Source organism: Methanosarcinales archaeon, assembly GCA_014859725.1.
In the GTDB taxonomy this organism is placed as follows: Archaea; Halobacteriota; Methanosarcinia; order Methanosarcinales; family Methanocomedenaceae; genus Kmv04.
This window is the reverse complement of the sequence record JACUTQ010000042.1, coordinates 1-15,177: the sequence shown is the minus strand read 5'-3', so window position 1 is coordinate 15,177 and position 15,177 is coordinate 1. Positions and strand designations below refer to the sequence as shown.

Sequence of the window (15,177 nt, the reverse complement as noted above, 5' to 3'; positions counted from 1 at the left end):
TATATATTAAATAAATAACAACCATTACAATTCCCTTTATAAATAAACTGCCCCAATCTTCCCAGTCAGGCATTCCTGTTTTTCCTTCTATGTTTTCTTTAATAACTTTTAAGTAATATCCAAAAACAACAAGATTTACGATAGGAATAATTCCTAGAATTCCTCCTATAATAACTTTCTTAATCCACGAATCATCTGTTGTAGGATATTTAATTGCTTCTCCTATTTCCATACGATTTTACCTCCTTTGAGTTCAATGAATATTTTGCAATACTTTTAGAACTGTTAAATCATATTTATTAATCTTCATTATATTTAACGGTTATTTATGATAATAATAATTTTATTTAATAAAAAATGGACGAAAAGCAGACTCGAAAGATTTTTAATACAAATACTCCTTGTATAGCCCGATATCTATGAGCAAACAAACCGTACTCCACATACTAAAGGACATATTTCAGGCATATGGATACGATCTGGAATCATCATACTTATCAGACATTTTAGCATCTAAAGGCATTTCAGATCGTATATATATCAAGCTGGACGAAAGCGGAGATTATAGTTCCTTGCGCAGTTTCGCAGATTCTATGAAACAAACAGAAGGGACTGGATTGTATATTTTGAATAACAATGTATCAAGAGAAGCTGCTGATTTTGCTGCCCAACAAAACCTAATTTTATGGGATAAGCCTGAATTGGAAAAACAGATTGGGAAAGCTATTCTGGCACATGCTCAAGGCATACAAATGGAACTTGATCTTGGGAAAGTTAATGATCTGCCCTTGAATATCTTTAACTCTCCAAAACCAGAACCCAAGGAAAGCATTTTTGGTTTATTCAATGAATCTTCCCAATCAGAACCTGAACAACCCAAGTCCAGTTTGCCAGGCTCATCATCGAGTCCTATGACAAACACTTTTTCCCAATCACCTATTACCATTAAAGAACAGGACATTAAAATCCAGCTTCCTTCATTGCCCATAAATATGGCAAAGACCAGTGCCATCAAAATTGGACAGGCAAAGCTAGGGGAAGTCCAGGACTTTATAATGAAATTTATACCACACTATAGTTACAACTATAATTTTGAAATTAAAAGGAAATTTCGAAGTGGTATTATGGATTTGAACGGTCAGGGAGAAGGAGTCGTCAACGGCATAACAGGAGAACATAAATTTGCATCCTTACCTGAACCATTAGAAACTATTGAACTACCTACTGAAAATTATCAGATAAAAGAACCTCAGGTTACTGATAAAGAAGCTAAAGGAAAGGCAATTGGCTTAATTATTGATAAACATACCGAGAAAAAGAAGTCTGACCTGGTGAAAGATGATGCCATAATAGTTGAGAGTAAAACCATTTCACCTTCTGAGAGTGAAATCAATATCTCAATGCATCTTGTTTATATTCCAATTTGGGAAATCCGGGGAAAGCGCAACTCGATAGAGATAAATGCCTATGATGGGCATGTTCTTGAAGAACCTTCTGATGATGATACCGAGTTTGTAATATAAATATTTTTTATTTTATATAATGTTTTCCGTATTCGTAGGAATCAAAACCAGATGATTTTATAATCTGTCTTTCAGGCGTTATTAATAGAGCTTCGGTATTTTCTGTCTTCTCTATTAATTCCATACCTTCCACGGGTCCCAGCACAAATACTGCAGTGGCCAATACATCTGCTTCCATTGCCGACGATGCAATAACTGTTGCACTTATAAGACTTTGTGATGACATTCCTGTCCTGGGGTCACAAATATGGGAAAGACGTGCTGATTCATTAAAAAATCGTTCATAATTACCGCTTGTTGTAACTGCCATATCTGAAATCTCAATGACAGTTATAGCCTCGGTTTTATTATCCGGATTGCGCAGTCCCACTCTCCAGGGCAAACCATCCGGTTTTGTACCAAAATACATACCATCACCCCCGGCATTTACATACCCACTCTCAATACCCTCTTTTTTGAGTACTGTAACGGCTTGATCTACACCATATCCCTTTGCGATCCCACCCAGATCAATGACCATATCTTCTAATTTTAAACTGATTGAATCATTTATTACTGATATATTACTGTAATTTACTAATAATAGAGTACTATTTATTTCGTCGCCTGTAGGATATTCACCTGAATTTATTTTATTTTTCCACAGCATACGTATGGGCAGGATGGTAATATCAAATGCACCACCAGTAATCTCACCATAATAGATAGATCGATTTATTACATAGACCAGATCAGGTGACACACCATCCAACTGTCCATACTTATTTATGCGACTGATTTCACTATCCTGATTATATATATTCATTAAGTCTTCGATCCGTTCTATTTCTTCAAAAGCAGAATCTAATGCTTTTGAAGAACTTACACCCACAACCTCGATTGTTATGATTGTGCCCATTGCCTCTCGGCTTTCAAATTGGATATCAGTCTGGTTTTTTTCTCCGGATTCTACAGTAAAATAAAAAAAAATGCCAAAAAGTGTCAATACCATAAAAATCAATATAATCACAAAAATTGTGGTTTTTGGGGCACCCATGTTCATAAATATAGAAATGAATGATATATCTGTTTTGTTTTTATCTCACACAATTCGAAAGGTTTAAATACAACAGTGGAAAAACTTTTGTTAGGAGTAAGATTATGGTAAAATTTCAATTCTTATTACCTGTTGATGATTTAGCGTATACAGAGATAGCTGCTGATAACGTAATTAAGCTGGCTAAGATGTATAACGCAGAAATTTCCACTGTTCATGTAGTAGATACAGATATATTTAAAGATGATGAGAATTTGGAAATTCAAACCAGATCAGGACAGGTACTATTGGATAAATTTAATAAATATAGCAGTGATGCAGGGGTTGGCATTTTTCAGTCAAGAGTATTAACAGGATTACCATTTAATGAAATAATCAAGATGCAAAAAGAAATAGACGCCACTCTAATTGTCCTTGGAGCATCTGATAATAACCTGGGAAGTGTGGCAGAAAGAGTGGTAAGAAATGCCAAGTGTCATGTACTGATTGCGCGTAAAATAACTGGTAATTTAGAACCTTATAAACACATTCTGGTTCCGGTTGATGGTTCGGAGGATGCCGAATATGCAACACAATTTGCTGCTAGTATTGCACATCGTTCAATATCAAAACTTACAGTGTGTCATGTAATTCAAGATCCAAATAAAATGCCTGAGGGGATGGTAATTGTTGAAAAAGTAATGAATATTATTAAATCAAAGGGCATAACAGCAAATTCGTTAATCAAGGAAGGAAAAATCACAGAAGAGATCCTGAAATCAATCGATAAAGACCAAATTGATCTGATAGTCATGGGATATTCCAGGCGGGGCAGTGTTTCAAGATTAATACTTGGAAGCGTATCTGAAAAAGTAATTCGTTCGGCTTCATGTTCAGTTTTTGTAGTAAAAAGTCTAAGAACTGAAAAAGTATATACAGTAAAGAAATAGGTGTTAATTATGACAAAACTCCAATTCCTGGTTCCGGTGGATGGGTCCGAAAATTCAAGGACAGCAGCAAAGCATGCCGTACAAATGGCAAGCATATATGGGGCTGAGATATCATCCATGTTTGTAGCAGACATCCACAAATACGCTGTTCCTGACATCCTTGAGATCGTAAAGAAAGCTGGTGAAGAATATGTTGATCAAGTGCGAAAGTTGGCTGAAATAAAGGGAATAACAATCAGATCAACAAAAGTGCTTACAGGATCCCCTATAGAACAGATACTTAATGAAGCTGAAGCAATTGATGCCAATTTGATTATCATGGCTGCTATCGGGAGGGGACAGGGAAAAACTGCTCCTATTGGAGCAATTGCAAATCGGATACTTCGTTTAAGCAATACACATGTCATGCTTATACGAGATACTGATTGTAAAGAGCAATACAAAAAGATACTCATTCCAACTGACGGGTCAAAGGATGCAGAATATGCTGCTCAATATGGTATGAGTATTGCAAGAAGATACAATGCTGAAGTTTATGCTTGTACTATCGTTGATTCAAAGGACAAGATATTGGAAATGCATATCACGTCTCTTGATGAAGCTGGAGGAGGCAGAGTATTTGGGGAAACAGTAGCATATTCTGAAGCAATAATCAAACGAATGAAACAACATCTACTGGATGATGCATCCAGGATTGCAGAAAATGTCACAAAAATAGCTAATAAAAAAGGGGTTACTGCTGAAATTATAGTAAAAGACGGAAAAACCACATCAGAAATTCTTAAAATTGTAAAAAACCAGAATATAGATCTGATAGTCTTAGGTAGCACTGGTAAAAGTTCAATATCAAAAATGGTGGTAGGGAGTGTGTTAGAGAAGGTAGCTTCTACAGCCAAATGTTCGGTCCTGGTTGTGAGGGGTTCAAGAATTGAGAGAGTAGTTCCTGAACTTTAATTCCTTGATTGTTCATGAGAATCATAAATTGTACATTAATAATGGTAAAATCCCATCGTAAAATAGATAAATATAAGTCCTGAAAATAACTATTACTTTATAAATAATAAATTAAACTCGATCCCCACTATAAGTGGAGTGTATGTATATATATTTAAGAGGAGGAAAATATGGGGTCAATAAAGAATAATATCGAAATAATTTCCTTATTATTAACACTATTAATAGTAATCAGTGCAGTTCTATTTGTTAATTCTAAGTTTTATTTTGAAAATAATATTGTTACTGATTCTGAAGAGCTCCTTTGGATAAAATATTTAATAAGATTTTATGTGGCTTTTAGTGTACTAGGTCTAACCGCGAATCTCATATTAATGCATAAAAAATTTATTAAAATGAAAGGATTCCATGAAGGGTGATTAAATTGGATGACCAGATAGAGAGATTTTCTTCAACCCAGGTGATTGCTCATTTTGTTATAGCAATTTCCATAATGATATTATATATAACGGGAATTCCCAGACTTTATCCCCAACATCTGGGATGGATAATAGATATAATCGGTCTATCAAAGGCATTATTTATTCATAGAATTGCTGCAGTGGGATTACTATCTGCCTCTTCTTATTATTTTATATATTCTATATTGTACTGGAGATTAATTGATAGAAATTATTTTAACAAAATCATTTTCCCTACATCCAAAGATATTTATGATTTTATGAATGATAATCTTTCCATATTAGGTCTTAAGTATACCCGGATCGATTATGATAAATATAGCTGGCTTGAAAAAGGGCTTATCTGGAGTGTCATAATTGTTGATGTTCTATTAATGGGCATTTCCGGTATTATAATGTGGGCTCCATGGTTATTTTCATCCTATTTACCCATTTCATATTTTTCAATTGTTATCCTGATCCACGGCAGTTTTGCTATATTAAGTCTATGCGTAATATTGCCGCATTTTTATAAAGTTCATTTAACGCCCTTCAAATTCCCTATGGATTATGCAATGACTACAGGACTTATTTCAAAAGAAGTAGCGAAAGAAGATTATCCTTACTGGTACCAGGATATTTCAGGTGAAAAAAATGATTGAACGGTTGGGTTATCCTTTGGTATTGTTTTCAATGCTGACAATTGTCCTGGTTGAAACAGGTGTCATGACAACCGGTATTGTAATTACAATCGGTCTTAATATTGCATTGATTATTGTGGTTTTACAGGCAATAGCATTGCTATATGGTTTCGCAAAATCGTTAATATTATTTTATCAAATGGAACAACATCCCCTTTTTTCACCAATTAGGATCGCCTGGATTAATGCAAAGAACAAACGAATTAAAAAAGAATATTGAGGTATTTAATAAATATTATAAGTTGGCAGGAAATTATCTAAGATGAGGTCACAAAAAAGAATTAACAGGAGGTAGGAGAATAATTGACAAAACTACATGTAGTACTGGCCGGAATTTTATTAATGACTATTGTCATAATAAATTTTGGTAATCTCAATTATAATGGTTACCAACCGCTTGCAGCACATTATATTTATAATAATTCATGGTCAGATGAGAAATGTAAGAGTTGTCATATAGACATGTACGATGACCTCGTTAACTCATATCATGTACAGCGTGTTAATTCAAATGGAATTGACGGACAGTGGGATCCTCTGTTTATTAATCTTATTGAAAAAGAAGATACTTCTAATCGCATTAGGGAATGTGGTCTGTGTCATTCGAGTGGTATTCCCATACATAACCCAACTATAGCTGCCGTTGCTGCACAATTTGAATGCAGCCATTGTCATTCAAAGGATGATGTGATATTTGAAATTCATGATGTAGAGGAAATTGTAGGCGGGAGTATAACCACAAATTGCCAGACATGTCATTTAGGCAAAATTTCGTCAGACAATCTTTATTTGACGCATATATCAGATACTACTTGTGCTAACAAATGTCACCAGACCGATGTTGCAACCAGAGGTGTAATGTGGAGTAGTGATAATTATAGCGCTTATGATGTTCATTCAAATGCAAATGTCAGCTGCATTCAATGTCATGTAACCTCTGATCACAATATAGCCAGGGGAAATATTATCGATCGGTCAGATTCACCTGAAATATCTGATCAAACAATGAAACAATGTATTGATTGTCATTCAGACGTTACTCATGGTATGATAGTAGATGCCCATCTTGAAAAAGTATCGTGTGAGGCATGTCATATTCCTGCACTTCCCGGCGGTGAAATTCCAGGGGGAGTACCTATAGATACAATTAACTGGGCAAATGGCTTTAAAGACACCACATTCAAAGAGGAGGATTTTCAGCCCGTACTGGCATGGTTTGATGGTACTGTAGAAGGAATACCCTCTCCATCCGATAGGGATGATCCGGGAGCCATGTTAAAAACTTTTAATGTAATTTCCATAACATGGTGGGATGATGGTAGTGATAAAAATATAATTAATAATCCAAATTCAAGCCTGCACTGGGGCAGTCCAATTATCCTATCACACATCAGGGCAGCTGATGCCAATAGAGATGATACAGTCAGTCTGGATGAGATGAGAAATTTTAGCCTGGATGTATACGGAAAACCTGATTATCCTAATGCTGTGTTACGAAGTTGGGACATGTACTATTCGGTAAGCCACAATATAGTTGCAGAAAAAAGTGTTCTTGGGAAAAGTGCATTATGGTGTGCTGATTGTCATGGCAATACATCACGCATTGATTGGAAATTGCTGGGATATGATGCAGATCCAGCTCAAACTGACCCACCAACAGATTTCACAGTCAACGAGATTACTGTAGAGATAATTCCAGCCAGGCCTGAGCCTATAGAAGTCGAAAAGGAACCAATGTTATTCAAATCGTTTGGAGTTGGACAGTAGATGTCTGGTAAAACGTTTTTAAAAATCAAGAAAGAGATGTATATCCTTTCCTTTTCAAGGTTTTTTGAGGATTTCGGGACAGGCATGATGGTTGCATTGATACCACTGTACATTGCAAAACTGAATTCTGTATATTTCCAGGATGTACCTGTAGTCGTAAAAGTAGGGATTGTAATGAGCATTTTTGGTGCCGTTATTGCACTTTCTCAACCGTTTTTAGGTGTTCTTACTGATTATTTGGGCAAGAGGAAACCACTCATTCTATTCGGCCTTGCAGGGTTTGCTGTTATATCTTTTTTATATGCCAGGATAAATTTATTTGAATCACTGATAATGTTAAGAATTATCGAAGGTCTGCTGGTTGGTGCTGCTCTTCCATCACTTATGGGTATGCTATCAGATCTGTCATTACCAGATACTAAAGGCCGTGTGATTGGGATGCATTCTACCATTCGCGGGATCGCTTTTGGATTAGGACCTATATTTGGTGGAGCTGTAGCAACATACTATAGTTATACTGCTGGATTCTATCTATGTGCAGTTTTCGGAACATTGAGTTTATTATTGGTCAGTCTTTTTGTTAAAGAGACTCATAGTAGAGGTAAAATAGATACTCCAATCAAAACATCAAAAAATATCCTGATAATATCAGCAACAGTTTTTATCATGATGTTGGGTACCATGATCGTCGTTTCCCTCCTTCCTGAATTTGAAGGAAGACTTGGTGCTTCCCAGTTCTCTTTGGGTATCATGATATCAGTATTTATGCTTGCAAGATTGTTATTCCAGATTCCCATTGGTACTATTTCTGACAATTTCAATAAAACAAAAATTATCGTGTTAGGTCTTGCGGTGTCATCTATTCTTATTATCAGTCTGGGATATGCTTCTTCTATTAATGAACTTATTTTCATTAGAGGATTACAGGGTATTGCAGCAGCAGCTGTTAATACACCTCTTATAGCACTGGCAGCAGAAATAGCTGATGGGAGTAATATAGGACACAGTATGGGATATATCATGAGTGCAAATGCAGGTGGTATGGCAATAGGACCCCTGGTTGGAGGTCTTTTGGCAGGGTATATCTCATTTGTAACTCCCTTTTATTTATGTGCTTTTTTGATGCTGTTTTCAGCGGTCTTGATCTGGATCGCTTTCAATGAACTACCAGGACAACACAATGTAAATATAAATAATCCAATACGGGGATGAGGGAATGGCAAAAGAGATTGAAAAAAGCGTATCAACAGAAGAAACACAAGAATACCGTAAACAGGTCGTCATTCCACTAATGCAACATAGAGGCCCTATATGTGAACCATTGATAAATGTGGATGATACTGTACTAAAGGGACAGAAAATCGGAGAATGCAATCATGATTTTGGTGCGAAGATCCATTCAAGTATATCCGGACATGTGATCGGTCTTGAAGACAGAGCTCATCCTTCTTGTACTAAAAAACCCAGTATAATAATAGAATCAAATGGGACCAACGAAACAATTAATTTTGTGTCCCAACAAAATCCTTCAAAAGAAAATATTTTTGACACATTAAAGGATTCGGGAATTATCGAACTGAATGGTTATCCGGTTTTTAACTTATTAAATACTAAAAAATTAGTTGACACAATCCTGATAAACCTCACTTACTCATGCGATGTAAAGAGTAATTGCACACCAGAAAACATTTCAAAATTAATTAACGGTATGAAACTCTTGATGAAAGCATCTGATGCAGTTCAGGGAGCTTTCATAATTCACAAGAATAACAACCAGCTTGCTTCAGCTATCAGATCAGGATTAAATGGAGATAATATTGGAGTTATTTCCGTGAAACGAAATTATACTCCGTTAATGTCCAATCTTCTTGCCTATGATATTACAGGGATACGGATTTCAAATAGAGATACTCCGGCAGAAGCCGGAGTGATGATTTCAAGTGCGTATGGAACACTGGCAGTTAATAATGCCGTCATGGATGGCATCCCCCCGATCGAGGTCAATGTTGCAGTATCTGGCGCAGTTGGGAAACCTGGCATACAGGAGGTAGAAATAGGGACCAGCTTCAAAGATGTGATTGGTTCCAGTGGCGGATATGTGGGTGAACCTGCCAAAATTATCATGAACGAATTACTTTCAGGAATAGCACAGGTCACAGATGAAGTCCCTGTTATTCAATCAACTTGTGAGATCACTGTTCAATCAAAGGATGAGGTTGTGCGGAACAAACCTGGGCCTTGCATCCACTGCGCCCGATGTGTGGACATTTGTCCGGTAAATATTCTGCCGGGAAGGATTGCTTCCTTTTCAGACATTGGCAGATATGACGATTGCAGTAAACTAAATGTTTTCAGCTGCGTTGAATGCGGATTATGTGACTATGTCTGCCCTTCCAACGGACATATCCTGCAATTGATACGCTTCGCAAAAACTGCATTGATAAAATCATTTACCATACCAGAAGAAAAGGAATCCTCCAACCTGAAACTCGGCTGTCAATCATGTCAGACTCCCTGTCACGTGGGAGCATTATCAAGCGGAGGTGAAAAATGAAACTCACAGTTTCCCATCCTCCCCATACGAGACAAGGGGTGAGTATAGCCACTATCATGCGGAGCAAAATTGCAATACTGGTGGCTGTCAGTTTGCTGGCGACTATTGTTTTTGGTTTTACGGCATTGGAGCTGGTACTGGTAAGTACCTTAGCAGCTGTACTCACAGAAGCAGGTATTCAGAAATTATCAAAACAGGAATTGACAATAAAGGATGGAGATGCTGTTTCTATTGGTATGATAATTGCTTTGTTACTACCTTACGACGTTCCACTGTGGATTCCTGCTGTGGGATCATTCTTTGGTGTTGCTCTGGTAAAACATGCTTTTGGCGGTCTCGGATCGAATCTATTCAATCCGGCCATAGCTGCCTGGGTATTTCTTAACATGTCTTGGAAAAAATTGACAATTTCGGGGTCTGTACCACACATAGGACAATATTCTGATATCTTTTTGGAATTAGGAGCCGGAAGATTGGCAGAAGTATCCCCGATTGTATTTTTAATTGGTGGGGTGTACCTCATTCATAGAAAATATATCGACTGGCGTATCCCATCCAGTTATCTTGTTTCTACTATTGTATTGGCTTTAATTATTGGAGAGAATCTGTCATATGTGATAACTGGAATGTTTTTCCTTGGAGTATTCATTCTTGCCACTGAAACTGCCACATCTCCAATCACGAAAAACGGCAGATTTATTTATGGTTTATTGTGCGGAGTACTTACTGTAATATATGGATCTATCAGTTACAATTATGTGGTAGCTGTTCTTTTTGCCATATTCATTGCTAACACTGTTACACCTTTTATTGAAAAAAATACTTATCCAAGACCTGTTGATGAGGTGGCATTGTGAAAATGAGTAAGGAAATGGGTGTAGTACTTCTAAAATTAGTAGTATTGTCTATAGTTGCCGCAACAGTTCTCGGTGCCGTTTATATTCCCACACAGGAGCAGCTAAAGATATATCAAGAAGAGCAAAGAGAGCTGGCACTAATAGATGTAATGCCTTTAGCAGAAAATTTTGATCCTGTGAAATCCGGAGAGGAAATTCTATATTATCGAGCTCTTGATGCAGATAATAATCTGGTGGGATATAGTTTCTTCAGGGACCAGAGCGGTTCGCAGAGTGTTATCACGTTAGCAGGCGGCATTGATACAAATTACAAAGTAACAGGAATTAAAATCATGTCACATGCTGAAACGCCGGGTTTGGGTGCATATATAATTGAACCCACTTTCACAGACCAGTTCAAAGGAGTAGCTGAATCTGATTTGTTACTTTCCAAGAATGATGGCGCCATAGATGCAATTACTGGTGCTTCCGTGTCTTCCCAGGCTGTAATAGACGGAATACAGGCAAAAATTAATGAAATAAAAGCAAATGAATAAAACAATAGGTGGGAATGTATTATGAGTGAAATGACAATTTCAGGTGAGTATTTCAGAGGAATTATCAAGGACAATCCCATATTTGCCCTTGTACTGGGATTGTGTCCCACACTGGCGGTCACTACATCAGTGGAGAATGCTATTGGCATGGCCGGAGCGGCACTTTTTGTGCTTTTGGGATCAAATATCATGATCTCTGCGCTTAGAAAACATATTCCGCCCATAACCCGTATTCCTATGTTTATAATAATAATATGTACTTTTGTAACTATTATCGACATGGTGATGGAAGCCTATACACCTCCTTTGTATAAAGCACTGGGAATTTTCATTCCGTTGATTGTGGTCAACTGTATTATTATAGGTCGTGCCGAAGCATATGCTATCAGGAACAATGTAAAATATTCAATTGTAGATGCATTTGGAATCGGGACAGGTTTTTTAATTGTGCTGGTGATCATCGGGACCATAAGAGAATTGTTAGGAACGGGAGCTATTGTATTATTTGGATTTAAATTGATCAGTATACCTATATATTCAGATACACCAGCCACATTCATGATATTACCTGCCGGAGCATTCATGACAATCGGTGTACTGATGGCATTGGTTAATTACAACCGTATCAGAAAACTGAGAAGGGGGCATTAATATATGGAGGATGTAAGCTTATTTGCCATAGCAATAAACGGGATTTTTGTAAAGAACTTCCTGCTGGTCCAGTTCCTTGGTCTGTGTTCTTTCCTGGGTGTTTCAAAGGAGACGAAAAGTGCGACTGGCATGTCGGCTGCCGTGATGTTTGTTATGATAATGGCATCAACGGCGGCGTTTTTAATATATACATATCTACTGCAACCTTTTGGGCTTACGTTTCTTTCCACGATCAGTTTTATCATCATAATTGCAGCCCTTGTTCAACTGGTGGAATTCATTATTCGTAAATACAGTCCTCCCTTATACAGGTCCCTGGGAATATTCCTGCCCCTGATAACCACCAACTGCGCCATACTTGGAGTGGTAATACTTAATGTAAGGCTTGAATATGGCTTTATAGAAAGTATTTTTTACGGTTTTACAGCTGCTTTAGGTTATACCATGGTAATGCTGCTCATGTCTGCGATCCGAGAAAAGACAAGTGTGCTCAATGTGCCTGCACCAGTTCAGGGTATCCCTCATGCCTTCTTTATTACCTCATTACTTTCAATGGCTTTTGTTAACTTCTTCGGAGTGATCCGGACATGACAGGTACGTTATTGATCGCACAATCAGCAGTGATTATCGGGGGTATTGGATTTTTGGTTGGGATAGTACTTATATGGGCATCGATAAAATTCGCAGTGGAGACAAATCCCCTTGTTGAAGATGTGATTGAGGTATTACCAGGTGCCAATTGTGGTGCCTGCGGATATGCGGGATGTTCTGATTTTGCTGATAAAGTGGTAAGCGAATCAGCACCTATTGATGGATGTCCAGTGGGAGGTTTCGACGTTGCAAAACAAATAGGCTCTAAATTGGGCCAGGAAGTTATAGAAGCAGAAAGCATTTATCCGTTTGTCAGGTGTAATGGGGGAGTGCATTGCATTGATAAGATAGATTATGTGGGTATTGATGACTGCAGGGCTGTTATGATGATCTCTGATGGTGAAAAGGGATGCACCTATGGATGTATAGGGCGAGGGACCTGTGTACGTGCATGTCCTTTTGGGGCCATGAGCATGGGTGATGACCATCTTCCCTATATTAATAAGAACTTATGTAAGGGCTGCGGGATATGTGTAGACGAATGTCCAAATGAGATATTAGTAATGTCAAGAGAGAGTGAATCTGAACACGTGCTGTGCCGGTCACATGATAAAGGCAAGCTTGTAAAATCGGTGTGTGAATTTGGATGTATTGGATGCCGCATTTGTGCCAAGAACTGTCCGGAAGATGCTATTACTGTTACTGACTTTTTAGCACAGATCGATCAGGAGAAATGTAGTCACTGCGGACTTTGTATTGAAAATTGTCCACAAAAATCAATTGTAACGACCTCTACTACTCTTGAAGCTGCAGCTTGATTATTAATGTGTATGAATATATACATCACAGTAATCATCACCGTGGCTGAGCAATTTGATTATATCCATATCTGCTGAATCCCCAAATGCATATTCAAGGGCACCTTTGAATATTTCCCTGTGCATGTGACATTTTTTAGGGTCATTTGCATATGCGCATTTTTGGACTGTATACCTTAATGAGTTTGTCCTTATTTCCCAATCAGATTCTATCTGTCTGTCAGCAGGTTCCAATGCTTTTTTAAAAGTTTGGAGATCCCAGTATGTGTATCCATATTTTTGTTCATACTGCATCATAAGCTCCCTGCCTAATCTTCGTCCAAAACTTTTAATATGATCAATAAATTCAATATCTTTAACTGTTCTCAGAAATGCAACAAATTCTGATATTATTTTTTGTACATTTCCCCCATTTTCAGATAATTTTATAAACAACTCGTGTGTTTTATTTTCAATTTCAGGATGATGTCGCAAAAAAATAAATGTACTGGTAATTTCTGCACCATAGTTATATTCGTTTTCTTCCAAAATATTTATGAAAATATTTTTTATATTTTCAACAGCTTGCATATTTCTAAAACCGTGCCTTATCTTAAGATTATCTCCCTCCACATAAACCCTGTTTACCATGCGTGAGGTCTCGGAGACTGTCTTAATTGTATGAAGGAACTGGGATAACGGCATATCTTCCAGAGGTCGACTGCTTGCACTTTCTATAGTAAATATGGCCTTTGGCATTTTACCAGACATTAGATCTTCATAAAAATTCTTGTGAATGGAAACCAGATTGTAGTTGGTAGCACTGTGCTCGCTTATAAGCCTATTCCAAAAATTTGGACGAGCATTTAATTCCTTTTCGATATTAACCATGTAGCCCAGATTATTTATTAAATCCTGAAGGGCTTCATCAGTAGATGATTTATTTTTAAATTCAATTTCAAGTTCACCCAACTGGGGATGAACAGAAACAATACCCATTTTTTTATATATCGCTAGATATTCACCCAGCATTCTTGCCAGGAAATATACATTTTCTTTATGTACACCTGTAAGTGTCATTGTGGCATTCGTGGGATTTTCATTATTATCAGAGTCAATCATGACCTCAACATGCCATCCAAAATCCCTGCACATATTATTTACAAAATCTTCAAGTTCAGAGATGGATGTAATACTAAAAGGGTCAATTATGTAGTTAAGTATCTGTTTATCAATAATCAGCCCCCTTGTCTTTTTTAGAAGCCATTCAAATAAAGGTACCTGGATGATAACCTGATCTGCCTGTATTTCTTTTAAGGTAGTAATCAAAGATTTTGCATCTTCTACATTTTCATAATATTGAAGTGATATACTTGTCAAATCTATAGCATCACGGATTGCTGCACTTAAATTACCGTTATGCTTATCGATTAATGATTGTATTTTTCTTACCTGGTCATCTTCTAAAGCTATGTGTTTTCTTTGAATAGTAATACACCCTATGGTTAATTGATTGAGATGAATACATTTTTTCAGTACAATGATGCATGATAGTATTTGTTTTATAATATATATGTATTTGTTGAACAATTTTGAACCAAATATTCTTTAAAATGATTATTATGTAAATATAATGAACAATTGTGAAGTATATTTTAGAATATTGTGTATATCTGAAAAAATCGTGAAGATTATGTTTATATTATTGCCATTACACACTCAATATTAAGCAATAAATATTATTGTTTTCAGGAGGAAGAATGAAATGAGTTTAATAAATAAAATACAACTTGTAATTGATCGGTCTGAAAACTCAGATAACGCCACCAATCAGTCGATAA

Annotated in this window: 17 protein-coding genes; 14 read left to right on the top strand and 3 right to left on the bottom strand. The window is 36.8% G+C overall.

Annotated features, from left to right (window positions below; genetic code table 11):
* Positions 1-232, bottom strand: a 232-nt coding sequence (locus tag IBX40_05325) for a DUF4013 domain-containing protein (GenBank protein MBE0523740.1), incomplete at its 3' end; no start/stop codon positions are given.
* A 187-nt stretch (positions 233-419) separates the two neighbouring features.
* Between IBX40_05325 and IBX40_05320 the strand changes: the two genes are divergently transcribed.
* Positions 420-1,523: a hypothetical protein gene (locus IBX40_05320; protein MBE0523739.1), complete on the top strand. Its 1,104-nt coding sequence runs from the start codon at positions 420-422 to the stop codon at positions 1,521-1,523.
* 7 nt (positions 1,524-1,530) lie between these two features.
* On the opposite strand, the gene IBX40_05315 is transcribed toward IBX40_05320, so the two are convergent.
* On the bottom strand, positions 1,531-2,559 hold the full coding sequence (locus IBX40_05315) for an FAD:protein FMN transferase (protein MBE0523738.1): 1,029 nt from the start codon (positions 2,557-2,559) through the stop codon (positions 1,531-1,533).
* Positions 2,560-2,579: 20 nt separating this feature from the next.
* On the opposite strand from IBX40_05315, the gene IBX40_05310 reads away from it, so the two are divergent.
* The 13 genes from IBX40_05310 (at position 2,580) to IBX40_05250 (ending at position 13,357) form a co-directional block, all read left to right on the top strand.
* Positions 2,580-3,488: a universal stress protein gene (locus tag IBX40_05310; protein MBE0523737.1), complete on the top strand. Its 909-nt coding sequence runs from the start codon at positions 2,580-2,582 to the stop codon at positions 3,486-3,488.
* A 9-nt stretch (positions 3,489-3,497) separates the two neighbouring features.
* On the top strand, positions 3,498-4,442 hold the full coding sequence (locus tag IBX40_05305; GenBank protein MBE0523736.1) for a universal stress protein: 945 nt from the start codon (positions 3,498-3,500) through the stop codon (positions 4,440-4,442).
* A 170-nt stretch (positions 4,443-4,612) separates the two neighbouring features.
* Positions 4,613-4,861: a hypothetical protein gene (locus tag IBX40_05300; protein ID MBE0523735.1), complete on the top strand. Its 249-nt coding sequence runs from the start codon at positions 4,613-4,615 to the stop codon at positions 4,859-4,861.
* Between the two features lie 5 nt (positions 4,862-4,866).
* Entirely contained in the window at positions 4,867-5,544 is a 678-nt protein-coding gene (locus tag IBX40_05295; GenBank protein ID MBE0523734.1) for a cytochrome b/b6 domain-containing protein, read from the top strand.
* Positions 5,537-5,803 carry a hypothetical protein gene (locus tag IBX40_05290; protein ID MBE0523733.1) on the top strand — a complete coding sequence of 89 codons (267 nt, stop codon included), beginning with the start codon at positions 5,537-5,539 and terminating at the stop codon, positions 5,801-5,803. Before IBX40_05295 ends, IBX40_05290 begins: the two co-directional genes overlap by 8 nt.
* 83 nt (positions 5,804-5,886) lie before the next feature.
* On the top strand, positions 5,887-7,350 hold the full coding sequence (locus IBX40_05285; protein MBE0523732.1) for a methanogenesis multiheme c-type cytochrome: 1,464 nt from the start codon (positions 5,887-5,889) through the stop codon (positions 7,348-7,350).
* Positions 7,351-8,562 (top strand): MFS transporter, encoded by a 1,212-nt coding sequence (locus IBX40_05280; GenBank protein MBE0523731.1) that lies wholly within the window; start codon positions 7,351-7,353, stop codon positions 8,560-8,562.
* A 4-nt stretch (positions 8,563-8,566) separates the two neighbouring features.
* Complete coding sequence (locus IBX40_05275) at positions 8,567-9,904, top strand: SLBB domain-containing protein (protein ID MBE0523730.1); 1,338 nt, start codon at positions 8,567-8,569, stop codon at positions 9,902-9,904.
* Complete coding sequence (locus IBX40_05270; GenBank protein MBE0523729.1) at positions 9,901-10,761, top strand: RnfABCDGE type electron transport complex subunit D; 861 nt, start codon at positions 9,901-9,903, stop codon at positions 10,759-10,761. The genes IBX40_05275 and IBX40_05270 overlap by 4 nt, the downstream gene beginning before the upstream one ends.
* 2 nt (positions 10,762-10,763) lie before the next feature.
* The gene (locus IBX40_05265) at positions 10,764-11,297 is read left to right on the top strand and encodes an FMN-binding protein (GenBank protein ID MBE0523728.1); all 534 of its coding nucleotides are present in this window, start codon (positions 10,764-10,766) and stop codon (positions 11,295-11,297) included.
* 30 nt (positions 11,298-11,327) lie between these two features.
* Positions 11,328-11,948: an electron transport complex subunit E gene (locus tag IBX40_05260; protein ID MBE0523727.1), complete on the top strand. Its 621-nt coding sequence runs from the start codon at positions 11,328-11,330 to the stop codon at positions 11,946-11,948.
* Between the two features lie 3 nt (positions 11,949-11,951).
* Positions 11,952-12,539, top strand: a complete 588-nt coding sequence (locus IBX40_05255; protein MBE0523726.1) for an RnfABCDGE type electron transport complex subunit A — start codon at positions 11,952-11,954, stop codon at positions 12,537-12,539.
* Positions 12,536-13,357: a Fe-S cluster domain-containing protein gene (locus IBX40_05250; protein MBE0523725.1), complete on the top strand. Its 822-nt coding sequence runs from the start codon at positions 12,536-12,538 to the stop codon at positions 13,355-13,357. Before IBX40_05255 ends, IBX40_05250 begins: the two co-directional genes overlap by 4 nt.
* 3 nt (positions 13,358-13,360) lie before the next feature.
* Here IBX40_05250 and IBX40_05245 read toward each other — a convergent pair whose 3' ends face one another.
* Positions 13,361-14,368, bottom strand: a complete 1,008-nt coding sequence (locus tag IBX40_05245; GenBank protein ID MBE0523724.1) for a hypothetical protein — start codon at positions 14,366-14,368, stop codon at positions 13,361-13,363.
* Positions 14,369-15,177: the final 809 nt, after the last annotated feature.